The sequence below is a fragment of the Litchfieldia alkalitelluris genome, from assembly GCF_002019645.1.
In the GTDB taxonomy this organism is placed as follows: domain Bacteria; phylum Bacillota; class Bacilli; order Bacillales; family Bacillaceae_L; genus Litchfieldia; species Litchfieldia alkalitelluris.
In genome coordinates this window covers 3,955,542-3,978,679 of record NZ_KV917374.1, presented here as the reverse complement: position 1 = coordinate 3,978,679, position 23,138 = coordinate 3,955,542, and the positions used below count along the sequence as shown (strand labels likewise).

Annotated in this window: 26 protein-coding genes and 1 riboswitch; of the genes, 15 read left to right on the top strand and 11 right to left on the bottom strand. The window is 35.0% G+C overall.

Translation table 11 applies throughout. From position 1 onward, the window contains the following. Positions 1-177 precede the first annotated feature (177 nt). The 4 genes from BK579_RS18550 to BK579_RS25760 form a co-directional block, all read right to left on the bottom strand. Entirely contained in the window at positions 178-666 is a 489-nt protein-coding gene (locus BK579_RS18550) for a spore coat protein (protein WP_078548025.1), read from the bottom strand. Between the two features lie 96 nt (positions 667-762). Beyond that, positions 763-1,065 (bottom strand): hypothetical protein, encoded by a 303-nt coding sequence (locus BK579_RS18545; RefSeq protein ID WP_078548023.1) that lies wholly within the window; start codon positions 1,063-1,065, stop codon positions 763-765. A 137-nt stretch (positions 1,066-1,202) separates the two neighbouring features. Beyond that, complete coding sequence (locus tag BK579_RS18540; RefSeq protein WP_078548021.1) at positions 1,203-1,628, bottom strand: spore coat protein; 426 nt, start codon at positions 1,626-1,628, stop codon at positions 1,203-1,205. Positions 1,629-1,736: 108 nt separating this feature from the next. After that, the gene (locus tag BK579_RS25760; protein ID WP_169891184.1) at positions 1,737-1,895 is read right to left on the bottom strand and encodes a hypothetical protein; all 159 of its coding nucleotides are present in this window, start codon (positions 1,893-1,895) and stop codon (positions 1,737-1,739) included. A gap of 229 nt (positions 1,896-2,124) precedes the next feature. On the opposite strand from BK579_RS25760, the gene BK579_RS18535 reads away from it, so the two are divergent. Continuing rightward, complete coding sequence (locus BK579_RS18535; protein WP_078548019.1) at positions 2,125-2,478, top strand: DUF1360 domain-containing protein; 354 nt, start codon at positions 2,125-2,127, stop codon at positions 2,476-2,478. A 238-nt stretch (positions 2,479-2,716) separates the two neighbouring features. Here the strand turns inward: BK579_RS18535 and BK579_RS18530 are convergent, their stop codons facing one another. After that, entirely contained in the window at positions 2,717-3,610 is an 894-nt protein-coding gene (locus tag BK579_RS18530) for a vanadium-dependent haloperoxidase (protein ID WP_078548018.1), read from the bottom strand. 192 nt (positions 3,611-3,802) lie between these two features. On the opposite strand from BK579_RS18530, the gene BK579_RS18525 reads away from it, so the two are divergent. The 5 genes from BK579_RS18525 (at position 3,803) to BK579_RS18505 (ending at position 6,125) form a co-directional block, all read left to right on the top strand. Further along, positions 3,803-4,288, top strand: a complete 486-nt coding sequence (locus BK579_RS18525; RefSeq protein WP_078548016.1) for a YhcN/YlaJ family sporulation lipoprotein — start codon at positions 3,803-3,805, stop codon at positions 4,286-4,288. 66 nt (positions 4,289-4,354) lie between these two features. Next, positions 4,355-4,711, top strand: coding sequence for a stage V sporulation protein AE (gene spoVAE / locus BK579_RS18520; protein WP_078548014.1), 357 nt, complete (start codon positions 4,355-4,357; stop codon positions 4,709-4,711). 39 nt (positions 4,712-4,750) lie between these two features. Beyond that, positions 4,751-5,446, top strand: a complete 696-nt coding sequence (locus tag BK579_RS18515; RefSeq protein ID WP_235848465.1) for a DUF421 domain-containing protein — start codon at positions 4,751-4,753, stop codon at positions 5,444-5,446. A 94-nt stretch (positions 5,447-5,540) separates the two neighbouring features. Next, a complete protein-coding gene (locus BK579_RS18510; RefSeq protein ID WP_078548013.1) occupies positions 5,541-5,774 on the top strand; it encodes a hypothetical protein in 234 nt (77 codons plus the stop codon). Between the two features lie 96 nt (positions 5,775-5,870). After that, positions 5,871-6,125: a sporulation-specific transcription regulator SpoVIF gene (locus BK579_RS18505; RefSeq protein ID WP_078548011.1), complete on the top strand. Its 255-nt coding sequence runs from the start codon at positions 5,871-5,873 to the stop codon at positions 6,123-6,125. A gap of 222 nt (positions 6,126-6,347) precedes the next feature. Here BK579_RS18505 and BK579_RS18500 read toward each other — a convergent pair whose 3' ends face one another. Continuing rightward, positions 6,348-8,645 carry an ATP-dependent helicase gene (locus BK579_RS18500; protein ID WP_078548009.1) on the bottom strand — a complete coding sequence of 766 codons (2,298 nt, stop codon included), beginning with the start codon at positions 8,643-8,645 and terminating at the stop codon, positions 6,348-6,350. A gap of 550 nt (positions 8,646-9,195) precedes the next feature. Here BK579_RS18500 and BK579_RS18495 point away from each other — a divergent pair. Next, on the top strand, positions 9,196-10,362 hold the full coding sequence (locus tag BK579_RS18495; protein ID WP_078544355.1) for an IS256 family transposase: 1,167 nt from the start codon (positions 9,196-9,198) through the stop codon (positions 10,360-10,362). Positions 10,363-11,030: 668 nt separating this feature from the next. Then, complete coding sequence (locus BK579_RS18490) at positions 11,031-11,279, top strand: hypothetical protein (protein ID WP_078548008.1); 249 nt, start codon at positions 11,031-11,033, stop codon at positions 11,277-11,279. A gap of 35 nt (positions 11,280-11,314) precedes the next feature. Here the strand turns inward: BK579_RS18490 and BK579_RS18485 are convergent, their stop codons facing one another. The 4 genes from BK579_RS18485 to BK579_RS18470 form a co-directional block, all read right to left on the bottom strand. Beyond that, positions 11,315-11,992 (bottom strand): DUF421 domain-containing protein, encoded by a 678-nt coding sequence (locus tag BK579_RS18485; RefSeq protein WP_078548006.1) that lies wholly within the window; start codon positions 11,990-11,992, stop codon positions 11,315-11,317. A gap of 243 nt (positions 11,993-12,235) precedes the next feature. Next, a complete protein-coding gene (locus tag BK579_RS18480) occupies positions 12,236-12,649 on the bottom strand; it encodes a GNAT family N-acetyltransferase (RefSeq protein ID WP_078550680.1) in 414 nt (137 codons plus the stop codon). Between the two features lie 14 nt (positions 12,650-12,663). Then, on the bottom strand, positions 12,664-13,179 hold the full coding sequence (locus tag BK579_RS18475) for a YjcG family protein (RefSeq protein ID WP_078548005.1): 516 nt from the start codon (positions 13,177-13,179) through the stop codon (positions 12,664-12,666). A 117-nt stretch (positions 13,180-13,296) separates the two neighbouring features. Further along, on the bottom strand, positions 13,297-14,022 hold the full coding sequence (locus BK579_RS18470) for an alpha/beta hydrolase (protein ID WP_078548003.1): 726 nt from the start codon (positions 14,020-14,022) through the stop codon (positions 13,297-13,299). A 181-nt stretch (positions 14,023-14,203) separates the two neighbouring features. Between BK579_RS18470 and BK579_RS18465 the strand changes: the two genes are divergently transcribed. The 7 genes from BK579_RS18465 (at position 14,204) to BK579_RS18435 (ending at position 21,039) form a co-directional block, all read left to right on the top strand. After that, entirely contained in the window at positions 14,204-14,986 is a 783-nt protein-coding gene (locus BK579_RS18465; protein WP_078548001.1) for an ABC transporter ATP-binding protein, read from the top strand. Next, positions 14,973-15,725, top strand: coding sequence for an ABC transporter permease (locus BK579_RS18460; protein ID WP_078548000.1), 753 nt, complete (start codon positions 14,973-14,975; stop codon positions 15,723-15,725). The genes BK579_RS18465 and BK579_RS18460 overlap by 14 nt, the downstream gene beginning before the upstream one ends. A 24-nt stretch (positions 15,726-15,749) precedes the next feature. Continuing rightward, positions 15,750-16,769, top strand: coding sequence for an aliphatic sulfonate ABC transporter substrate-binding protein (locus tag BK579_RS18455; RefSeq protein ID WP_078547998.1), 1,020 nt, complete (start codon positions 15,750-15,752; stop codon positions 16,767-16,769). 66 nt (positions 16,770-16,835) lie between these two features. After that, on the top strand, positions 16,836-17,429 hold the full coding sequence (locus BK579_RS18450; protein ID WP_078547995.1) for an SCO family protein: 594 nt from the start codon (positions 16,836-16,838) through the stop codon (positions 17,427-17,429). A gap of 73 nt (positions 17,430-17,502) precedes the next feature. Next, positions 17,503-17,601: riboswitch (SAM riboswitch) on the top strand. Positions 17,602-18,155: 554 nt separating this feature from the next. Then, positions 18,156-19,274: a methionine biosynthesis PLP-dependent protein gene (locus tag BK579_RS18445; protein WP_139365121.1), complete on the top strand. Its 1,119-nt coding sequence runs from the start codon at positions 18,156-18,158 to the stop codon at positions 19,272-19,274. Further along, positions 19,267-20,445, top strand: coding sequence for a cystathionine beta-lyase (gene metC / locus BK579_RS18440; RefSeq protein ID WP_078547990.1), 1,179 nt, complete (start codon positions 19,267-19,269; stop codon positions 20,443-20,445). Before BK579_RS18445 ends, metC begins: the two co-directional genes overlap by 8 nt. A 60-nt stretch (positions 20,446-20,505) precedes the next feature. Beyond that, positions 20,506-21,039: a hypothetical protein gene (locus BK579_RS18435; RefSeq protein ID WP_078547987.1), complete on the top strand. Its 534-nt coding sequence runs from the start codon at positions 20,506-20,508 to the stop codon at positions 21,037-21,039. A 768-nt stretch (positions 21,040-21,807) separates the two neighbouring features. On the opposite strand, the gene BK579_RS18430 is transcribed toward BK579_RS18435, so the two are convergent. After that, positions 21,808-23,028, bottom strand: coding sequence for a dicarboxylate/amino acid:cation symporter (locus BK579_RS18430; RefSeq protein WP_078550678.1), 1,221 nt, complete (start codon positions 23,026-23,028; stop codon positions 21,808-21,810). Positions 23,029-23,138: the final 110 nt, after the last annotated feature.

Below are 23,138 nucleotides of genomic sequence, written 5' to 3'. Positions count from 1 at the left end.
TAAACGTTTTTTCATTTCCTTCACGTGATCGGAGCTACTTAATAATCGTTCAACTGCCTGTTGATTCGTATAATCAGAATGAAATTTGATAAAGAGTTCTCGTAAATGAAATTATAAAATAATAAAAAATGAGAGTGTTAGACCTTATCAGATCAACACTCTCATGCTTTATAGTAGTTATGCAACTTCAACTTGAGCAACAAGTGCTACTAGTAGTTGAAGAAGTAATTGTAATGATACAGAAATATCGGTATCAGTAGTCTTTACTTTAACGTCACGTGAATTCTTAATGACTAATTCCTGGAAGTTTGATTGTTTTGTTTTAGAAGATTGAAGTAAGTCTTGTGTAATTGTGTCTGCTGTAATATCGTTTGCAATCGTCAATCGAATAACAATTGCAATCGCTACCTGTAGTGCTGCCTGTAATGAAACAGCCACCTGTGTGTCAGTTGTATCAACCTCAATATTGCAAGAGTCTTTAATGATAATTACCTCTTCAGAACCTTGGAATATTTTGTTTTCTTGTGTTGCTTCTTGTTCTACAAGCGCATCAACTTCATTATCCTCGAATCTCTCTTGTGGTTCAAAGTTTTCTGCATCAACTGTTGGATGATCACATGATTCATCAAGTGCTTGCCATTTATATTGTTTAGGTTTGTCTGCCATTATTTAGTTCCTCCTTTCAGTTATACTTTATTAGATGTTAGTTGCTTGGATTTTGTATAGTGTATTTGTCCTCGGTAATATGCACATTTTTTAGTGTTATTGGTCATTGAGTTTATTTTTAAACTTGTCTCGTAATGTGCTTCTTTTCGCTGTTGGTTCGATCTCTTGTTCAAGCTCTTCAATCTTTTCTTCAGAAACCTCTTTATTTACATTACCAGCAAGAAATTCGTCAACTTGCTTTTGTAAATCTGCAACCACTTCTTGCAGTTTTTGCTTTTGTTCGGGAGAGACTTTTTTAGTATTTTCTTTCGAAATATTGTTCTTTTTAAGAACATCTGAAACAAAAACTTCCATTAATTTTGAGGATATCCCTGTTAATTGATCTTTATTTTTACTCATAAACTCACCTCTTTGCTAAAGTATCACTATACCCTATGCAAAATTGCATTTTTAGTAAGGGGCAATTTCCCCATAAAAGAAAAAACAATTTGAAAAATTAAAGAGCACCTAGCAAATTACTAAGGTGCCCGTTGATATCACTCAATGTCAATTTGTGCAACTAAAGCTACTAGAACTTGTAACAGTACTTGAATTGATACAGCGACATCAGTATCAGATGTTTTAACTTTTACTTTTCTTGAATTATCAATGACTAATTTTTGCTTATTTGACTGTTTAATTTTAGAAGTTTGTAATAATTCTTGTGTAATAGCATCTGCTTTAACGTCATCTCCAATCGCAATACTAATAACAAGAGCAATTGCCACCTGTAATGCAGCTTGAAGAGAAACAGCCACCTTAGTATCAGTTGTGTCTACAGTAATATCACAAGAGTCGTAAATATGAATGGATTCGAATGATTGTTGAACTGTCTTGTTTACTTGGTCTGCTGATTGAAGCACAGTTTCTTCATCTTTTTTGTTACAGCAAGAGTCTAAAGCACTAACTTTATCTTTACTCATTGAAAAATCCTCCTTTCTGTTTATACTCCTATTAAATGCATCTACCCCAGAATTTGGTAGGGGCATTCAACCTTGGTCAAACACACATTTTCAGGGTAATAATTATATTTACTTAAAACTCTGATCTTTGAGTTCCTCCATTAATTTATTTAACTCAGCTTTTAAAGACTTTTTCTTCTCGGTTTGTTTTTTCTTTCCTAGAAGATCATTTACAGATTGTTCTAGTACCTTATTTGAAATCGATTCAAGTAATTTTTTATCCATCATACACCTCACCTCCCTACGATACTTTATTCAAGGTTAGTACAAAGGGAATGGGACGTCCTCCCAACTAGTAAAAAACAAACGAATTCATTAGAGTGAATTAAGGACTAATATAGGTTTCTCTAAATATAATAAATAAAGGCTTTTAACAATAATAGAGTTCTATAAACAAGAGGGAACTTGATTTCTATTAGTAGCCTAATAGATGGAGAGTTTAAAGGAGAGAGACAAATTGGTGTATAGCTGGTTAGACTTTTTTATGCTTGGTTTAGCTTCCTTTAGGCTAACACGGTTAATTGTGTTTGACCGGATTACTGAGTTCATTAGGCGACCATTTCACCACGAAGTTGAGGAAGAGAACGAAAATGGTGAATTAGTCACGTTTATTGAAATAAAAGGTACAGGATTGCGAGCATGGATAGGTGAACTATTAAGTTGTTATTGGTGTACTGGAATTTGGTGTACTGTAGTCTTATATGGTTTGTGGTTTATACTAAATCCGTTTACTTCATTTGTGATTGTTGTCTTAGCAGTTGCAGGCCTTTCTTCAATTATAGAAGTTTTCGTAAGTAAACATCTTGATTAATGTCTAATCTAGTCCAAAAATGGAACCGCTCATTCAGAGGTAACATAGAATATGGTAACAATAATTATGGAGGATTGAATATGGAGAAAAAAGAAAATAAGGTTTCCTCTGAAAAGTTAATTCCTAAATCGTCAAAGCCAAGTAGAAGAAGAAAAAAAGGATGTGGCTGTGGAAAAAAACGGAGATAACGAGGAGTCTTAAATATTTTAGTGAAAAAACAGGCAAAGGTGCCTGTTTTTTATTTAATATAAAGGCGAGGCTTAGATAAAGGCTGAGCATGACTTGGTTGCTCTTTGTTGTTTTCTAGTAAGAGTGAATCACAGTTGTTTTTATATGGGTATGGAATAACCTGTTCATATGGTGGCGGAGCTGTTATGGCTTTTAAATTTCGAGTATAAGGCTTATCAATCGTTTTATTCTTTGTTTCATATTCTTTTTTGAGTTCTGCCACAACAATTCTTCCCATTTGTCTGCCTAATCTTAGGCCTTCAATATTATCGATTGGATAATGGACACCTGCATAAAGTCTAGAATCTGCACATTCCTTTGAAATTTCTTTTAATCTTTTTGCTTCACCTGGGAAAAAATAAGATAAAACAACCTCAGTGCATCCAGCAATCGTTGCATGTCCAGAAGGATAACTAGGATGTCTTGGAGTACATAAAAGAGTTTCAAATGAAGGATTAACCTGATTTGGACGTGCAACATCATATTTAAATTTTAAAAACCATGTCACCACAAATGTATCATTGATTGCAGCTAAAACTGCTGCAAGGATCCGGGCTGCTCTTGGAGCGGGTACCTGATAAGTATCGATCAATTTATCAAGAATAGGAATGATCTGTTTTGTAGGTGGACCTGTTCCCCAAAATTTTGCTTGATCGATTTGCGTATCAGTTAACTGATTCAAAGTGTTTTCAACAATTCCTAATTCCTTAGTGAAATCAATCAATTGAGGATCTTTGATTTGAAAGTGAATAGGATCTCCATTCTTTTTGGTGAAAAGATAATCATCTTGTAATTGTATAAAATGAGTAGCCCAAGAGCCAGCCCCAGGTTCTTCAGGGTTTGAAGGAGGCTTCTGTTCACCTGCATAGGGAAGTGTTGACCATTGTTGATTTGTATTTTTCATTGTAATTCTCCTTTCAATAGCTCTAGATAGTCTATGAAAGTTAACATGTTTAGGAATAGTGAAGTAACCTAAAATGGAAAAAACAGTAAATAATAATTTAGGAGCAAATTACTTATGATAAATGTTGTAATACATTTATATATATTCCATTTATTATTTTTTTGTAGAGCTTAGGAAAAGTAAAAACATTTCATGATTCTAAAAAATAAAGATTGGATTGATTATATGAAGAGGTCAGTTGTTTTTATGGTAATAATACTGTCTGTTCTATTACCAGGTTGCGCGAATCAACAACGTTCCGAAGGTGAAAACAATATGGAAGCGTACCAAATTAATTCATTAACAAAAGACCAGAAAGAGTCAAAAAGAGCGGAGCAGAAGTTATTGGCCTTAGATGAAGTTGTTGAGGTTGTGGCTGTAAATAATGATGACCAATTATTAATCGGCTATAAGTTGAAACAATTTGCTAAATTAAGAACAAAACAAGTAGAAGCTAAAATAAATAAACAACTTAAAAAAGAATTTCCAAACCACGAGACTAATGCATCTAGTGATTTGAAGATTTTTATTGAAACTGAAAAAATAAAAAGCAATTTAGAAAAAAATAAAATAAGTGATAACAAGAAATTAGATAGTCAAATGAAAAAAATAATAAAACTCAGTAATGAACAAACCTAAGAGTAATCTTAAAATTACTCGGGTGGAATCATACAAAGTGCGGATTAATACTGGAGGCGAGAAAGAATGTTCATATCATTTTTTTGGGCGTTTGTTGTTGGTGGAGTAATTTGCGTAATAGGACAAGTCATGTTTGATGTGTTTAAATTGACCCCTGGGCATACTTTAAGCAGTTTGGTAGTTGTAGGTGCAATATTAGACGGTTTTGGTTTATATGAACCATTAATTGAGTTCGCTGGTGCTGGTGCTACAATTCCAATCACAAGCTTTGGTAACTCACTTGTTCATGGTGCGCTTCAAGAAGCGGAAAAACACGGGATTATTGGAGTGTTAACAGGGATGTTTGAAGTGACAAGTTCTGGTATATCTGCAGCAATTATTTTTGGTTTTATTGGAGCGCTATTATTCAAACCGAAGGGATAACTTCACTTCTATTGTTATCCTTTCTCGCATTGGAGGCGAATGAATATTCCAGAAGCACTAGAAGTAGTCATTAGATCGGTATGCATTATTTTTGGTTTATTCTTTATCACCAAGCTATTAGGTAAAAAACAGCTCTCTAAGCTTTCATTTTTTGAGTATATTGCTGGAATTACAATCGGTGACATTGCTGGAACATTATCTATGGATACAGATTTAAATATTACAAATGGCATTGTCAGTATCCTTATATGGTCGGCTGTCCCAGTCATTATATCGTTTTTCTTAATTCGTTCAAGAAAATTCCAGGAATTTATTGAAGGAAAACCAACCCTTTTTATTAAGGATGGTAAAATCCTAGAAGAGAATTTGAAAAAGGAAAAGTTCACAGCTGATGAATTGTTATCACAGCTTCGAAAAAGCCAAGTCTTTAACATTAAAGATATAGAAACGGCTATGTTAGAACCCTGCGGAAATTTAAGCTTTTTATTAAAAAAAGAAAAACAACCATTAACGTATGGTGATACTCATCAAGAGGTTTTTAACCATAGAGAACCAAAAACAGTGATTATTGATGGGAAAATACAAGATGAATCATTAAACTCAATTGGATTAAATCGAGGATGGTTAAACGAAGAACTAAAGAAAAAAGGTTTAACCTCCAAGGAAGTTTTCTTAGTTCAAATTGATCATGAAAATAAACTAAGTGTTGATTTATACAACGACAAACTAAACTGACAAAAAAAGTCCCCTTCATAATTTGAAAGGGGTTTTTGCTGTTACAAGAATAAACTCATTGTCATAGATTATTGGTAAGGAGGCAAGGATATTTATGCATATGCAAAGATTAAATAAAGAGATGGAAGATTTTTTTAATAACCGATACAGTGATCATGAAGAATTAAAATCAGAAATTGAAAAGTGGACACAAAAAACAGATAAAAATTTAGCAAAACTTGAAAAACAAGCTGCAAGCTTTGAATCGGATTTTGAAAATCGTTTCGAAAGAGTCGATAAGTGGCTAGCTAAAAAACAAAAGGGACTTGAATCTAAATTCAAGGAATAGGGATTTAAGGATTTAAATCGTACATTTTTAAGTTAATGCCTCACGAATTGCATCCTATTTTCATAAGATATATTAGAATGTAAGGAGGCTGCTGTAATGGATAATAATTTATTTAAAAATATTGAGCAAAAAACTGGTGTAAATATGAAAGATGTTTTTGAACTTGCAAACTCTGTACAAAATGCTAACTTCAAGGATGAAAAGACAGTCCGTTCTATTGTTCAAAGAGTTAGTCAAATCGCGAATAAACCAGTACCTAAACAAATGGAAGATAAAATTGTTAACTCAATTGTAAGTGGAGATCAAAAACTCGATTTCGGTACAATTGCAAAGATGTTAAATAAGAAATAAATAAAAACTGTCCCATATCAATAGATTCTGTTATTTAAACGGAATCAATGATATGGGACAGATTTTTGTGTCACGTTAAGAGAAAGTATATAAGTTTTACTATCTAGCTCCTTCAGTAACTAGCCTCTCGATATCTACAAACCCAACCGACGGAAGTAAGATCCCTTTTATTACTCTCCGCCTCTATTTAGGGATAGCCAAAAGGCACTCACTTTTTTTGTACTAATACTTCTTTATTAGATCTTTAATAAACCTAGATGGCTTTGCAGTTTTGTTTCTACGCATGTTAGGGACAGAAATGGATAGAGATTGTTCAGCACGTGTCATTGCTACATAGAGAAGGCGTCGTTCTTCCTCAATTGGAGCTTTATCACCGTTTCTTAAAGAATCCAGAGCAAAATCATGGGGGAGGCAACCTTCCACTGCTCCTAGTAAATAAACATGTTTGTACTCTAGCCCCTTTGAACGGTGAATTGTAGATAATTGTATTGCTTCTCTAAACTGCTTACTTAATTGTTTCATTTCTTTATTCATTGCTGTCATATGATTCACATGTTCTAATAATTCATGAACATGTTTGAATTTCCTTGCAACTACTTTTAAATCACGTAAATCATCAGATCCTTTTTCAATGGAATTTCCTTCATTCCCACTCTTTTTAATAAAATCTCCAAACCCCATTTCTTTTTCAATCATTTCAATTGCTGATAAAGGATTCATGGTCTTTAACAAACTAAATAATGGAACGATTTTTTTAAGCTTTTTTTGTTGAAAGGGATGGATATCTTTAATACTTCCAAGGGCATCAGTTAGTGTACAATCCTCTAAGATACTAATCGCTTTGAGATCGTTCATGATTTTTTGTTTTAAGAAAAGTGTTGTAATCACGTGTGTCATTGCTTGAGTATCATTAGAATCAATACTTAATTGAAGGTAGGCAAGTGCACCTCTAACCATGCGACGTTGATAAAATGATTCACTGTCTTGCTCAATATGGAAGGGTAGATTTGATTGTGTTAACCTCTCAAAAATAGCTCGTGATGCAGTATGAGTTCGGAATAAAATGGCAAAATCTGAAGGGCTAGCCCCTTGCTGAATCTTCTCTTTTATATCAGTAACAACGACTGTAGCTTCTTCTTCTTCATCATATGGGAAAAAACAGAAAGGAGCTTGTCCATTAGTAAAAGAAGCCAGCATTTTCTTTATCCGTCTTTCCTTATTATTAGCTATTACTTTATTGGCAGAATCTACTATACCATGAGATGAACGATAATTTTGAGACAGAGTAACAACTTTTACGTCTGGAAAGTCTTGCTCAAATTTAAGCATAAATGTTGGATCACTACCTCTAAAAGCATAAATGGCTTGATCATCATCACCTACAACACATAGATTCTTTGAAGATCCAGTTAGCAATTTAATCGTTTCATATTGGACTTTATTTATATCTTGATACTCATCTATCAAAAAATGGCTAAAACGATCCTGATATTTCTTTAATAGTTCAGGATCATCTAAGAAAAGTTGATAACATCCAACTAACATGTCATCAAAATCAAATAGCCCCCGCTCATTTTTTCTCTTTTCATAATGTTTATACATGTACTGAACACGTTCTTCCCATTGATCCTTAGGTTTCACTATATTGGGTATTAGTAATGTGTTTTTCCACAAACCAATTAATTGCAAGGCTTGGTCAAAAGCAAACTGCTTTTCATCTAGTTCTAATTCTCTTGCAGCTTCTTTGATTATTTGTTCTTTTTGATAATCCCATTTTAATAGATTATGACTATTCCATTTTGTTGGTTGATGAAATGAAACAATTTTATAAAAAATACTATGAAAGGTTCCGGTAATTAAAGATTGAATTTGCTGTTGTGAAATCCCTGTGAACTTTGAAAGTCGATCTTTCATCTCTTTTGCTGCTTTTGCAGTAAAGGTTACAAGCATAATTGTTTTAGGGTCCACACCTTGCTCTCTAAGTAAAAAAGCTGTTCTAGAAGTAAGAACTCTTGTTTTCCCACTCCCAGCACCTGCTAGAATAAGCAATGGACCAGAGGGCGTTGTAACTGCATCAAATTGGTTAAAATCTAGGGAGATAGACATGCTGTACTGTTCTTCTGTCGGGACTGTATTTTCAGAAAATGGGGATAATGGACCTAATTCCTTGGGTGATTTCCAACCTATTTTTGGATCTTTCTCAATAACTGACTGAATACTTCGTGACTTAGGAAGAGTAAAACCGTTAAGCTCGATAGTTTGATCTTCCATCTTTGTATTTATTACTCTTTCTGGTTGTTCAACATCATCTTCCATATAATTATTACATGTTGATGAATCAGAAGTTAATAAGTGATAAAAATATGGTTGTTTGTGAATTCCTAAATACAGTTTGAGCTTTTCTCCGCAGCATCCACAAGTTAGTTTGTTATGTATCCCTGCCTCATATAAATATTGAAATTGTTCTCTTGGATATATGTTTAAATCTAACATTTTTCCATCTAATAATGCTTTTTGCATGAGGCATCTCCTTAAAAAATCTTGTTTATAAAACTTTCCCTAAGGGAAAAGCCAAAAAATGAATCAGGTTCTATCATAACAAATCACAGCCTATAGGAGAAGAAAGAATATCAATTCCCAAGATATGGAGTTCTATTACTGGTGGGAAGAATTGACTTTAAGCTATAATTAAAGTAGTGGATTTGGCAGGATATTGTCTGGGTAGACATCCATGCTTAATAACTATTTCGCACCATGGTGTAAGAAAAAATGTTTCCTCCTCAGTGTGGAATGAGCGGAAAGCAACTAGACAACTACTGATCTTTCGGTCTTGAATATCTTTCATTCCCTTTCAAAGGCTTTGTGCTTGAGAAAGGGAATGAAACCACGCTTTTCATTCCCTTTGGATGGCTTTTGGCATGAGAAAGGGAATGAAACCACGCTTTTCATTCCCTTTGGATAGCTTTTGGGATTAAGTCCGTATAATTGTGTAAAAAGAAAAAGGGTTCATATTATTCACTCTTGGCTACAATGTTTTCAGCTACGATAAACAATGAAAAGAGGAATAATAATGACCCACTTACAGTTTAACCTAGATTTGGAAGTTTTAAAAGAATCAGTAATGAATTCGGATATTGATGCAGTTATTAAGTCTGCTGTTGTTCTAGTTTTAAATGAGGTAATGGAGAAAGAAAGAAATGATTATTTACGTGTATCTCCCTATGAACGCTCTGAAGATCGCCGTGATTATCGAAATGGCTACTATGAACGTGAGTTAATCTTGAACATTGGTAGAATAACTCTTAAAGTACCAAGGACTCGTAATGGTGAGTTTTCTACATCCGTATTTGAAAAATACGCACGATGTGATCAAGCTCTTGTCATCTCTATGTTAGAAATGGTTATTAATGGTGTATCTACTCGAAAGGTTACTCAGATTGTTGAACAACTTTGTGGTGAAGCTGTATCAAAATCGTTTGTTTCCTCCCTCACAGAGAAGCTTGATCCAATTGTAAAAGGTTGGGCTAATCGTCCTTTAAACACAAGATACTATCCATACCTCTTTGTAGATGCCATGTATATTAAAGTCCGTGAACATCACAAGGTCGTATCAAAAGCAGTTTATATTGCTACAGCTATAACTGAAAAGAATACACGTGAAATACTAGGTTTAAGCGTAGATCATGAAGAGGATTATGAGTGTTGGAGCCGCTTTTTACAACAGCTTAAATCACGCGGGCTTCAATCCCCACAACTAGTGATATCAGATGCTCATAAAGGACTACAAAAGGCCATACAACGTGAATTTGTAGGAACTTGCTGGCAAAGATGCAACGTACATTTTAAACGTAATATTTTTAATAAGCTACCAAAGAAAGATTCAACTGATGTACGTATGATGGTTAAGCGTATCTTTGAAGCCATTACTATTGAAGACATTCGAATATTCAAAGATGAACTGATAAGCCAATTTGGAAACAACTCAAAGTATGAGAAGGCTTTAGCTATCTTAGAAGATGGTTTCGAAGATACCATTCAGTACATGAATTATCCAGAAAAAATACGTCCACACATACGAAGCACTAATTCTCTTGAACGCTTAAATCAAGAGGTGCGTCGAAGAGAAAGAGTTATTCGTATATTCCCAAATACACAATCTGCTTTTAGATTGATAGGTGCAATATTAATGGAATATCAAGAGTCTATTTACGCTAAAAGAAAATCGTTAATGCATTAGTTGTTTTTTGAACCTTCCATTATGGAATAATCGCATATCCAGGAAAGGCTGTCAAAGTGAAGTGCCTTTGACAACCTTTCCTGGATATGCAAACAAAAAACCATGGAAGAATTCGCAAAAAAAAATGTATGGGGATAAAACAATAAATCACTAAAAAGTTGTTGAAAACATTGTATAAGAATTTTACACAATAATCAGGACTTGACTGCTTTTGGCATGAGAAAGGGAATGAAACCACGCTTTTCATTCCCTTTGGATGGTTTTTGGCATGAGAAAGGGAATGAAACCACGCTTTTCATTCCCTTTGGATGGCTTTTGGCATGAGAAAGGGAATGAAACCACGCTTTTCATTCCCTTTGTAGGGCTTTTGGCATTAGTAAGGGAATTGGAACTCTCTGACCGAGGTATTTTCAGGGTAGACATCCATGCTAAATAATTATATCGCCCCATGGAGAATGAAAATGTTTACTCTTTAGTGTAGAATGCGCGGAGAGTCACTCGACTCCAGCGGGATATGCGGTCAGCGTGAGACCCCGCAGGAGCTCAGGAAGCGACGAGGGAGGCTCACGAACCGCCCCGCGGAAAGCGAGAGTGGATCGCAGCGATTGAACATCGCAACCTAAGATGTTTTTTAGGGTAGTAATTAAAAAGCTGAAAGGGATGATAAAATGGGTTATATTGTACCAATCCAAAATGTACAATATACACAATATGCAAACCGAATGATTCCTGTAAAACCAAGAAAATTCAATATCACACCAGTAAAGGAAACCTCATTAACTTCAAAGTTCAACCCGCAAAACTACAACAATAGACATCTTCATAAATATGCATTGTCAGATTCAGCAAAAAAAGAACGCAATTCATTCGATAGCCACTTAACGGGTAAAGGATTCAAAATCGATAAGAAAATTTAACATTACCTTAAAGCTTTGACAACAGAAAAAGAAGGTTAAGGTTTTTGTGCATAAAAACCTTCGCCTTCTTTCCATTCTGCATAAAATATATCTTTATAACTAGTTATACCCAATGATTGAATATGGCCTTTCAACCAATCCTCATTATACCCGATACTTTTTAGATTCTCCCAAATAACCTCACCATCACTTATTAGTGTAATAGGTAAACAAATAAGAGGACCTTTAATATTCGTATCCTTTCTAGTAGGAGGGGAATAAGGGGCCTTTTTCAGAACACTAATCGAACCATCATTCTCTAGAATAGCATACTCCACTTCCCGGATTGAAAAAACACCTTTGCCACGAAGTAAATGTAATAGCTGATTTAAATCTAGTTTTGATTTTTTTAACGCTTCGCGGTCAATTTGTCCTTTATCTACAACAATTTTGGGTCTTCCTTCTAAGAAAGAGCGTGTACGTCTAAATTTCTGTGTGATTATCTCAACAGTAAAAATCAAACTTCCCCATACCACCACAGCAAATATAATTTGGCCAACCCCAGTTTCTTCAGCATAAACAGCATTTCCTACCAATTCACCTAATATGAGTGCAGAGATAAAATCAAATGGTGTAATTTGTGTTATTTGTGTTTTTCCCATAATCTTTGTAATAATTAACAAACTAATAAAACCAATGATTAAATCGGTTGCTATCCCGACGTACTCCACCATCTCATCACCTCTTTAGTATAGGATGAGCATTTTTATCTTCTTTTATCACTAAAGTTAAAGAGACAACCCAAGAATTATGGGTTGTCTCTAGATTAAAGCTTTGCCTGATGTAATCACTAAATATATACTCTTTAAGGTGATACCGAGCAGCCGTCGTATTAGAACCTTAGGGGGCTGGGCTAGTTCCTGCTTCTAATGGTTTCATGGTATTACGTCAAACAATCATTAAAGCCTTTTTAGCAATTAAAGTTCCTTTATCATTGTCACATGTGGTATTCCGGCATCCATGAAAACATCTGAAACGGTTTTATATCCAAGTCGAAGATAAAAGGGTTCTGCATGAGTTTGAGCGTTGAGCTTAAGTTTATGTAACTCTTGTTCTTTTGCAGCATCCTCAATTTTATCCATAATTAATCTGCCTGCCCCATGCTTTCTATGTGAGGCAAGAACACAAATGCGTTCAGCTTTACCGATACCATCAATGATACGGAATCTTCCGGCACCAACAGGTGACTCATTATCATATAATACAATGTGTGTCGCTGTATCATCAAATTCATCAATCTCAAGTTCCTCAGGAACCTGTTGTTCAGATACAAAAACCTCTCTACGTACAGCAAATGCATCCTTTAATTCATTTTCATTTGTTGCAATCATTACTTTCACAGTTTTTAGCAATCCTTTCCTAGCTGAAATGTTTCATAAACAGTCCATGATCCGTTTTCTAGTTGATATAACAAGTGAAAACGATCTAATTTCTCATCATGTTGTATATCGAGCATTCTAAGTTGACTTAACACATCTGAATGTTCATCATCTGATAGCTTTTGTCCAATGGTTATATGTGGTACAAAAGCATAATCCGAGTTGTCTTCAAAATATCCGCTATGAAGTGATTCGTGTAATTGTTGAAGCTCTATACTTGGATCGATTTTAAAATAAATAACGTTATTCACTGGATAAAAAGAACTAATCTTAACTACATCTAGTTTGAAGGGATCATGTTTTTTGGCTACTTCATGTAATTTTGTAGAAATACATTTTATCTCTTCATCGGAAGCTTCGAAAGGGTTCTTCAATGTTACATGGGGTGGAATTAACGCATAGTGTGGATCATACCTCATACGAAAAGAATTCGCAAGATCCTGTAGTTTCTTGGAAGGAAAGTAAGCGATACCAAATTTCATTAATAACTCCTCCTAATTGAAAAACAATTATTGTTTTTAAATACGTATTTTTATTATACCAAACAATGATTGATAATGTTTAAACAAGATACATAAAATACTACTAACCAAAAAGAACTATATGGAAAGTGTTTTTCTTAGTAACTCAGGAAGTTCACTTTGCCAATATGTCCAAGTATGATTTCCGTTATCCTCTGAATAAGTGGTTCTAAAAGTTTTCTCCTTAAGAGCTTGTTGTAGCGCTCTGTTCGAAGATAAGAAATCTATTACCTTTTGATCTGTAGTTAATACATTCTCCTCATTTTTCCCTATTGTATGATGAATCTCAATTAAATACGACTCTTTAAAATCACGTATCTTTTCGATGATTTTATCATTAACAAATGGAGATTGTAGGATGATCTTTCCAAAGCTATTCGGATACGATAATGCAGAAAGTAAAGAAACGGTTGCACCTAGTGAGTCACCGATTAGTATTCGCGAAGAACCTACTTGAAAGGTAGGAAATTCTTTATCAAGAAAAGGGACAAGTTCTTCTCCTAAAAAACGTATATACTCGTTATGTTTGTCCCCATCGATATGATACTTATTTTTGCGATCATATGTATCCTGATATGGAATACCAATAATAATTGTGGGGTTTATTACTTCTTTTTCTAACAAATCTTCTACAACCGAAGCAATTTTCCCAAAATTAAAATAATCCTGACCATCCTGGGCAATAAGCAATTGGTACTTGTATAATGGTGTAAAATTGCTAGGTAAATACACAATTAAGTCTATATGTTCATGAAGGAAATTACTTTTAACCGTAAGTTCCTTCATTATTCCTTTGTTTTTCATAATTAACCTCCGTTTACATCGTTTCATTATTAGCTTATTTCTAGCTATATTATAGCCTAAAGTCCAATTATTGTTTATTCAAACATTTTAGTAAAGGATTGACATAAACAACATACATTATATAATAAATGTTATTAATCCGATAAAACTTATATGATTTATGCGAAAGAGGTGAATTGGGATGTTTTTACAATTCAAGGATGTAAATAAACAGTATACAAATCAAAAGGTAGTAACAGATGTGCTACTTGATATAAATGTAACAGTTAACGAAGGGGAATTTGTTTCGATTTTAGGCCCCTCTGGATGCGGTAAATCCACTTTATTATCTATGGTTGCTGGACTAGTCAAACCAACAAGTGGAGAGATATTACTCCAAGGTGAACAAATAAAAAAGCCAGGAAAAGAAAGAGGAATGGTTTTTCAACAGGCAGCCCTTTTCCCATGGCTTTCAGTAGAGGAAAATGTCATGTTTCCTTTAAAAAAGGAATTTAATAAAAAGGAAGCAAAGGATATCGCACAAAAATATTTGTCAATGGTACAGCTAAGTAATTATCTTGGTCATTCTCCCCATGAGTTATCAGGAGGAATGCAACAACGTGTTGCGATTGCTAGAGCGTTAGCAATGAATCCGACCGTATTATTAATGGATGAACCATTTGGTGCACTCGATGAACAGACGAGATCAAGGCTTCATAATGAGCTTGAAAAAATTTGGTTAGAAACTAAAAAGACTATTCTATTTGTTACTCATAGTATACAGGAATCAATTAAATTATCTGATCGCATCCTCGTCATGGGAACTAGACCAGGAACAATTCTTGAAGAAATTAAGGTCGACCTCCCAAGACCGAGAAGGCATTCTAGTGAAGAGTCGATTGAACTCGAGAAAAGGATTATGAAATTACTAGAAAAAGAAATAGAAAAAGTGGTAAATGAGGAACTTTCATATGCGAGCAATTAAACGAATTCTTTTCTTTGCAAGTCTTTTAATGATTTGGGAGGTATCTGTTAGAGTTAGTGGGGTTTCTGAATCACTGATGCCTGCAGCTTCAAGGGTATTCCTTGAACTATATAGAGGATTTGCGGATATGACATTAGTGTATGATTTACAAGCGAGCTTTAAACGTCTTTTTGTAGGCTTAGCCATTGGTGTTTCACTTGGTGCTGCTTTAGGGGTTCTTTTAGCAAAGTCCAAAACTGCCGATGAAACGTTAGGAACGTTAGTATTAGCTTTACAAAGTGTACCGAGTATTGTCTGGCTTCCTATTGCGATTATGTGGTTTGGAATGAATGAAATAGCTGTTATCTTCATTATTGTCTTAGGGGCAACCTTTGTTATGACAATTAATATGAGGGTGGGTATCAAAAATGTAAACCCACTTTATATAAAAGCAGCTCAAACGATGGGATCAAGCGGGTTCGATTTATTCAAACGAGTCATTTTTCCAGCATCGATTCCATATGCAGTAACAGGTTTGAAGCTTGCATGGGCTTTCGGTTGGAGAGCACTGATGGCTGGAGAACTGTTAAGTACTGGGCCAGGATTAGGTTATACATTAAGATTTGCTTCCGACTTTGGAAACATGTCAATGGTAATAGGCGTAATGATTATAATTGGAACAGTTGGTTCAATTATGGATTTATTTGTATTTCAACGAATTGAGCGTAATGTGATCAAACGTTGGGGACTTGAAAATTAAAAAGAGAAAACGGGGGAAATAAAAATGAAAAGAAAATTAGGCTATTTTAGTATCTTCGTATTATTAATAACAGGAATTCTTGCAGGATGTGGAACAGGAAGCGATAATGCATCATCTGAAAAGAAGGAAGTAATTATTGGATACTTCCCAAACATTGATCACGCACCTGCAATGATAGCTCGTGAAAAAGGGTATTTTACAGAAGCGCTTGGTGAAGATGTGGAAATTAAATATCTTACATTTCCAGATGGTGGGGCATTTATGACAGCATTAAAAACAGGTGAAATTCATGCTGGGCTAGTAGGGCCAGGACCTGTCATGAATAACTACACAAACGGTGCAGATGTTAAAATTATTGCTGGAGCATCTTCTGGCGGAACTCATATTGTAGCTCGTGGAGACAGCGGAATTGAAACGATTGAAGATATCGAAGGAAAAACATTTATTACACCAGGAGTAGGTTGTACACATGATGTACAAATGGAAACATTCCTAAAAGATTATGGAATTACATCATCACGTATTGGTGGAACATTAAAGCATTTAACAGGGAATCCCGCACAATATGGTGCAATGTTTGAATCAGGTAAAGTAGATTTAGCTGCAGTACCTGAACCATGGGCATCACAATTAGTAAAAGATCATGGTGCAAAAATCATTGTTGATTCAAATGACATTTCATTCGGTAAGACATTACCAAATACAATCTTAGTAACAAGTAATAAAGCGATTGAAGAAGACCGTACGATCATTGAAAGCATTGTAAAAGCACATGATAAAGCAGTAACATTCATTAATGAAAATGAAGAAGAATCAATTGAAATCACAATTAATAGCATTAAAGAAATTACAAAGCAAGATCTTGATCAAGAAGTGGTTGAAATGGCATGGGAAAAAATTAACTATATTACATCTGTAGACTCAGAGGTTATTCAACAATTTGCAAATTCATCTCATGACTTGAAATTCCTTAAAGAAAAACCAGATTTCGCTAACTTGATTGATCTTACATTTATTGAAACTTCAACTGCAAGTGCTAAGTAAAACTTATTATTTAGAAAAGAAGTGTCGAGAGTCTCGGCACTTCTTTCTATAGAAAGGAAAAACATAATGAACATTAAATCGATCTTACTATCAATAATAGTCCTGTTATTTATAACAGCTTGTTCACCAAAACCCTCTATTGAAGAAATTGAACAAAGCTTTCCAATGAATCTAAGCACGGGTGATATTGAAGCAGTCAATCAAAATAATGAACCATTTACCTTAAAAAATCTTGAAGGAAAAGTTTGGCTAGCAAGCTTTATCTTCACCAATTGTGAGACAGTCTGTTCACCAATGACGGCAACAATGTCAAAACTACAAACACAACTAAAGGAAGCAGGTATACAAGATATAGAACTTATCTCGTTCAGTATAGACCCTGAAAATGATACAACTGAAGTATTAAGAACGTTTGGGGAAGAAATGGATGCAGATTTCTCAAACTGGCAGTTCTTAACAGGTTACACCCAGGATGAGATTGAAAGCTTTGCAAATACCTCGTTTCTATCACCAGCTGCACGAATTGACGAATCAGACCAATTTATTCACAGCACATCTATTTATTTAATTAACCAAAGAGGAACCGTACTTAAACAATACGACGCAGTAGCAGCAACTCCCTTTGAAGAAATCATCGAAGACATACAAAAACTAAAATAACCCTTGCAAAACAAACGTTAATGAGTTAAATTAGTGAAAACTGCTTTAATATTCTAATTAACTAAATATTTGAAACTTATCAAGAGAAGCGGAGGGACTGGCCCTATGAAGCTTCAGCAACCGACCAACGAGGCGAGGTCTTTCTTAGCCAATAGCTTTTGATGTATGACTTGGTAAAACGTTTGAGAGTTGATTTTAGCTCATCCCGCGAGTAAAGTGAATCCTCGTCGAAAACTCGTTTTCGTAAGAGAATTCACTTTACTCGCGGAGCATTCAGCTTTGCTGAATGTCTGGTGAAATTCCTAATTTCACCAGAATGAGCTAAAATACCTAAATACAACCTCAACACTTCATTTCAAGTCTACCAAACTCAAAACCTATTTTCTAAATAACCAAAAGACCTTACCGAGTCCCCCCTAGTTGTGAAAAAAATTCTAACAGAAATTTTTTTCACAACCGAGCGTAACAACGGGACTTCAGCATACTCGTTATCAGGTGCTAAATCCAGCGAATGATTTCTGTTCGAAAGATAAGGAGAGGCCCAATTATCCTAAAGTCTTCTTCTTACAGAAGGCTTTTTTTGTTGGTAACAATTCCCTACAAGAAAACAAACGAGGCGAAAGCTCGGCGCTCTTTCTTGTAAACGAGTAATTGTAATAGTTTTTTAACTCTAGCCTTAAACACCGACAAAAAATTCACAAAATCTATCAATTGGAGGTTTACACCTTGAGTAAACAAAATATCGAAACCACACTAGCCCAAATAGGAAATCGTAGTGAAACTGTAACTGGAACGGTGAATCCACCTGTATATTTTTCAACGGCTTACCGTCATGAAGGGATTGGTCAATCAACAGGCTTTGATTATGTACGCACAGGAAACCCAACAAGAAAAATCGTTGAAGACGCTATTGCTACTTTAGAAAACGGTACAAGGGGATTTGCTTTTAGTTCGGGCATGGCGGCTATTCATACAATCATGTCTCTGTTTGAGCAGGGCGATGATTTAATCGTATCTTCAGATTTATATGGTGGTACATACCGTTTATTTGAGCAAGGTTGGAAGAAGTTTGGTATATCCTTTCAATATTGTAGTTTTAGAGATAAAGAGGAGGTTGAATCATTAATTACTCCTTCAACAAAAGCAATATTCCTGGAAACACCAACAAACCCACTCATGCAGGAAACAGACATAGAATTTGTAGCAGAGATCGCGAAAAAACACAGCTTATTATTGATTGTGGATAATACTTTTTATACACCAATCATTCAAAGACCTCTAGATTTAGGCGCAGACATTGTCATTCATAGTGCAACCAAATATCTAGGTGGTCATAATGATGTTTTAGCTGGCTTAGTTGTAGCAAGAGATGAAAAACTTTGTGAACAAATAGGTCATCATCATAATGCGAGTGGAGGGGTTTTATCCCCATTTGATTCTTGGCTACTTATTCGTGGGATGAAAACTCTATCTTTAAGAATGAGACAGCATCAGGAAAATGCGATTCGAATTGCAGAATACCTGGAATCGCATGAAGATATCATTGATGTATTATACCCAGGAAAAGGCGGTATGCTTTCTTTCAGAATCAAGGAAGAAAGTTGGGTAAACTCTTTTCTTCAAAATCTAAACGTTATTTCATTTGCTGAAAGTCTAGGAGGAATTGAGAGCTTTATCACTTATCCTGCGACACAAACACATATGGATATTCCTGAAGAGATTCGGATAAAGAATGGAGTATGTAACAGATTATTAAGATTTTCTGTTGGTGTTGAGCATGTGGAAGACATCATATCAGATTTATCTCAAGCACTACAAAAGGTACAGGAGGGAAAAAATGACTGAATCAAACTACTCAATTCAAACGAATTTACTTCATAATAAGCATAAATTTGATCAAAAAACGGGTGCTGTAAGTGTCCCGATTCAACATGCGTCTACTTTTCATCAAGCGAGCTTTGATGAGTTTGGTGAATTTGACTATAGCCGTTCAGGAAATCCAACTCGTCAAGCCTTAGAAGAAGCGATTGCAGAGTTAGAAGGTGGAACAAGAGGATTTGCTTTTTCCTCAGGAATGGCAGCCATATCAACTGCTTTTCTGTTACTATCTCAAGGTGATCATATACTTATCACTGAAGATGTGTACGGTGGAACATACCGTATGGTTACTGATGTACTGAATCGCTTTGGTATAACCTATACCTTTGTTGATATGACCAATTTGCATGAAGTGGCAACTAACATTCAACCAAATACAAAACTAATTTATATGGAGACTCCGTCTAATCCTTTATTAAAAGTGACTGATATTGATGGAATTGTTAAATTAGCAAAAGCTAATAACTGTTTAACCTTTGTAGATAACACCTTTTTAACTCCTGCACTTCAAAGACCATTAGATTTAGGTGTAGATGTTGTATTACACAGTGCTACTAAATTTTTAGCAGGACATAGTGATGTTTTAGCAGGTTTAGCTGTTGTCAAAGATGAAGAATTAGGGAACCGTCTCTATAAGCTTCAAAATTCGTTTGGAGCGGTCTTAGGTGTTCAGGACGCATGGCTCGTATTAAGGGGGATGAAAACGTTATTTGTACGATTAGAACAATCATCTAAATCAGCCCTTGAGATTGCGAATTGGCTAACCAAGCACTCTGCCATAGAAAAAGTATATTATCCAGGTTTATCTTCGCACCCTGGTTTTGAAATCCAAAAAGGTCAAGCAGATGGACCAGGAGCTGTATTATCTTTCAGGCTTAAAGATGAACAATCTACTAGAATCTTTGTGGAAAATGTGAAAATTCCTGTGTTTGCGGTTAGTTTAGGTGCTGTTGAATCTATTCTTTCTTATCCAGCCAAGATGTCTCATGCCGCTATGCCTCGTGAAGAAAGGTATAAACGGGGGATTACAGATGGTCTATTGAGATTCTCAGTGGGATTAGAAAGTGCAGAGGATTTAATAAAGGACTTTGAGCAGGCGTTAGAGAAAGTAGAGTCGACAGAAAAAATAACATTTTAATTAGAAAATTTTTCATAATCACCTTCATTTTGGCAAAGCTAATAATGGAGGTGACTTTTTTTGAAAGTTATTAAAGTGATTAGTATTTTATTCCTTATTTTCTTAAACACTCTTGTTGTTCAACATGTTCTCGCAAAAAACAATGATCTAAGCGAAGACTGTATCGAAAGTATTGAATTAGAAAGAAATAAGTTTCATGGAGTCGTTATGCAAGATGTTCTTTCTAGTTATGATATTAAAATTAATGAGATTGATGAAGTATTAACTTATGATATAAATGATTTAAGAAAAATAAGTATATTAACAGGTAAGACAGAATCACATTTAGAAAGTATTATTCAACAATTTGAAACCATTTCATTCGGGCATAAAAAGCTATATTTCTTTAATAAGGACTTCGATCATGCGTTTGTTATGTATAAAAATCCTCAATATAATAATGTGATGGTAAAAATGAAGCGTGGGGAAGAAAAGTGGTCTGTTGAAGAAACGAAGGTTGTTGAAGGAAAGAAAATTGATTTTAAGAAAGTGGATTGTAAGGATGAACATATTATCAATAAAGGCTTTAACGGACTGTTCAAGGGGCTAGATTAAGCCTAAAGGAGATGACAAACTTAAATTGTCATCTTTTATTTTTTTAAAAAGAAAAACACCAAGAGAAAACTAACGGGTTCCATTGTGGGAGAGAAGATGGGATTTAACAATGGAAGATGCACAGGTGAAAGCAAATCATTTTACAACCTATTAGCACCTGAAATAGTAAAAGCTCGGAACTGTACCGAGCTTTTACTTATAAAATAGTACCCGTTCGTTCAATAGGTGTTTCCTAATCCATGGTCTCACCCGGCCATAAAAAAGCGGAAACCCTCTGACCCAGATAAGTGAATCAGCAGCATGGGCTGATAAAATAAGGGGAGAAACTTCCCTTAATTAGGAAATGTGAATGAAAATATCTAAAATAGAGGTAAAATTTTCCGCTATTTCCTTGAAATACATGAAAATAGGGTGATTGTGCTTTGTTTAAGGACAAACTTCCCCTTATTTACCTCTAAACAAACTATATACTGCAGTATAAAGGGAAATCTCCCCTTATTTTAAGTATCTTAAGTCCCTCGATTAATGATAAAACTCAGTTAATTTAGCAAATAAATTGGACTCCGAATAATAATTATTATGCATCAGATAAATTGGCAATCTAAAAACGTGCTGATCCTAATGTAGCTCCCATTTAATCAAGACTAAAGGAAATGAAGAGACCAAATAGCTATGCTAATTGGTCTGCTAATTCATTTGCTAATTATACTGTTTCGCCCCGTCCAAGTAACACGTTAAGAGAAGACTCGAGGTGTTTTCAATAATATATTAATTAGAAGTAACATGCTTCTTCTCAGACTCAGCCACGATGACAGCACAAGCAGCATCACCAGTAATGTTTACAGCTGTTCTTGTCATGTCTAATAATCTGTCAATTCCAATGATAAGAGCAATTCCTTCTACAGGTAAACCTACAGAAGTCAATACCATTGCTAGCATGATAAGTCCTACTCCTGGAACACCTGCTGTACCAACACTAGCTAAAACAGCTGTTAGAACCACGGTAAGGATTTGAGCAGCAGATAGGTCGGCACCATATACTTGGGCAATAAATAATGTCGCAACACCTTGCATAATTGCTGTTCCATCCATATTAATCGTCGCACCAAGAGGTTGAACAAAGCTACTAATTGACTTTGGTACACCAAGATTTTTTTGTGCAGTTGTCATTGATACTGGAAGTGTAGCACTACTACTGGATGTACTAAAAGCAACTGTCATAGCAGGAATGAATCCTTTGAAGAATGCTAAAGGATTACGCTTACCTAATATGGCTACGGCCGATCCATAAGTGACGATTGTATGAATGATTAATGCAATAAAGACAACACTGAAATATAAAAACATTGCTTTTAATGCAGGAATACCTAAACCACCAACTGCAGAAGCAATTAGACCAAATGTACCATATGGAGCAAATTTCATAATAAGATTCACAAGATACATCATAATTTCATTACCTTGCTCTAAGAGATTATGAATCCCTTTCGTTCTTTCACCTAAGATTGTTATTGCAAAACCAATGAAAAAAGAAAAGGCAATGATTTGAAGCATTTCACCTTGCGCCATTGCTGTTATAGGGTTTGTCGGAATAATATTCAATAGCGTATCAACTACAGGGGGAGCGGGTGTACTTTCAAAAGTAGCTTCTTCAAGGTTGTAGTTACCACCTTCTCCAGGTTGAATGACCGCAGCTAAGCCTAATCCAATAAAAATCGCAACAGTCGTAGTTGCTAGGAAAAATGTAATCGTCTTCAACCCAATTCTACCTAATTTTTTCGGATCACCGAGCCCAGCCACCCCTAGCGTGATTGAGAAAAATACAATTGGAACAACTAACATTTTAATAAAGTTTAAGAATAGTTTCCCAAGTGGTGAAAATACCCATGTGTTAAGGGGCTTGAAAAGAGTAGGTGCAAAAAGATTAACGATAATACCAACGATAATACCAAGAACAAGTGCAACCACTATCTTTGCCGTTAAGTTCATTTTCATAAAAACTTCCTCCTTCTTTTTTTAGTGTGCCTATCTGTATGAGCAATTATGAAAGCGAATCTTTTGATAGAGAGAGTTTTTAGACAAAAAAAGCCACGAGAGAA

What these genes read in the sequence shown, in the direction of transcription:
- BK579_RS18500 (WP_078548009.1), bottom strand. Translation starts at nt 8,645, where the DNA reads ATGCAAAAAGCATTATTAGATGGAAAAATGTTAGATTTAAACATATAT.
- BK579_RS18495 (WP_078544355.1), top strand. Translation starts at nt 9,196, where the DNA reads ATGACCCACTTACAGTTTAACCTAGATTTGGAAGTTTTAAAAGAATCA.
- BK579_RS18475 (WP_078548005.1), bottom strand. Translation starts at nt 13,179, where the DNA reads ATGAAATTTGGTATCGCTTACTTTCCTTCCAAGAAACTACAGGATCTT.
- BK579_RS25760 (WP_169891184.1), bottom strand. Translation starts at nt 1,895, where the DNA reads ATGATGGATAAAAAATTACTTGAATCGATTTCAAATAAGGTACTAGAA.
- BK579_RS18540 (WP_078548021.1), bottom strand. Translation starts at nt 1,628, where the DNA reads ATGAGTAAAGATAAAGTTAGTGCTTTAGACTCTTGCTGTAACAAAAAA.
- BK579_RS18465 (WP_078548001.1), top strand. Translation starts at nt 14,204, where the DNA reads ATGTTTTTACAATTCAAGGATGTAAATAAACAGTATACAAATCAAAAG.
- spoVAE (WP_078548014.1), top strand. Translation starts at nt 4,355, where the DNA reads ATGTTCATATCATTTTTTTGGGCGTTTGTTGTTGGTGGAGTAATTTGC.
- BK579_RS18485 (WP_078548006.1), bottom strand. Translation starts at nt 11,992, where the DNA reads ATGGTGGAGTACGTCGGGATAGCAACCGATTTAATCATTGGTTTTATT.
- BK579_RS18460 (WP_078548000.1), top strand. Translation starts at nt 14,973, where the DNA reads ATGCGAGCAATTAAACGAATTCTTTTCTTTGCAAGTCTTTTAATGATT.
- BK579_RS18545 (WP_078548023.1), bottom strand. Translation starts at nt 1,065, where the DNA reads ATGAGTAAAAATAAAGATCAATTAACAGGGATATCCTCAAAATTAATG.
- BK579_RS18450 (WP_078547995.1), top strand. Translation starts at nt 16,836, where the DNA reads ATGAACATTAAATCGATCTTACTATCAATAATAGTCCTGTTATTTATA.
- BK579_RS18525 (WP_078548016.1), top strand. Translation starts at nt 3,803, where the DNA reads ATGATTCTAAAAAATAAAGATTGGATTGATTATATGAAGAGGTCAGTT.
- BK579_RS18430 (WP_078550678.1), bottom strand. Translation starts at nt 23,028, where the DNA reads ATGAACTTAACGGCAAAGATAGTGGTTGCACTTGTTCTTGGTATTATC.
- BK579_RS18550 (WP_078548025.1), bottom strand. Translation starts at nt 666, where the DNA reads ATGGCAGACAAACCTAAACAATATAAATGGCAAGCACTTGATGAATCA.
- metC (WP_078547990.1), top strand. Translation starts at nt 19,267, where the DNA reads ATGACTGAATCAAACTACTCAATTCAAACGAATTTACTTCATAATAAG.
- BK579_RS18530 (WP_078548018.1), bottom strand. Translation starts at nt 3,610, where the DNA reads ATGAAAAATACAAATCAACAATGGTCAACACTTCCCTATGCAGGTGAA.
- BK579_RS18455 (WP_078547998.1), top strand. Translation starts at nt 15,750, where the DNA reads ATGAAAAGAAAATTAGGCTATTTTAGTATCTTCGTATTATTAATAACA.
- BK579_RS18470 (WP_078548003.1), bottom strand. Translation starts at nt 14,022, where the DNA reads ATGAAAAACAAAGGAATAATGAAGGAACTTACGGTTAAAAGTAATTTC.
- BK579_RS18515 (WP_235848465.1), top strand. Translation starts at nt 4,751, where the DNA reads ATGAATATTCCAGAAGCACTAGAAGTAGTCATTAGATCGGTATGCATT.
- BK579_RS18480 (WP_078550680.1), bottom strand. Translation starts at nt 12,649, where the DNA reads ATGATTGCAACAAATGAAAATGAATTAAAGGATGCATTTGCTGTACGT.
- BK579_RS18505 (WP_078548011.1), top strand. Translation starts at nt 5,871, where the DNA reads ATGGATAATAATTTATTTAAAAATATTGAGCAAAAAACTGGTGTAAAT.
- BK579_RS18510 (WP_078548013.1), top strand. Translation starts at nt 5,541, where the DNA reads ATGCATATGCAAAGATTAAATAAAGAGATGGAAGATTTTTTTAATAAC.
- BK579_RS18490 (WP_078548008.1), top strand. Translation starts at nt 11,031, where the DNA reads ATGGGTTATATTGTACCAATCCAAAATGTACAATATACACAATATGCA.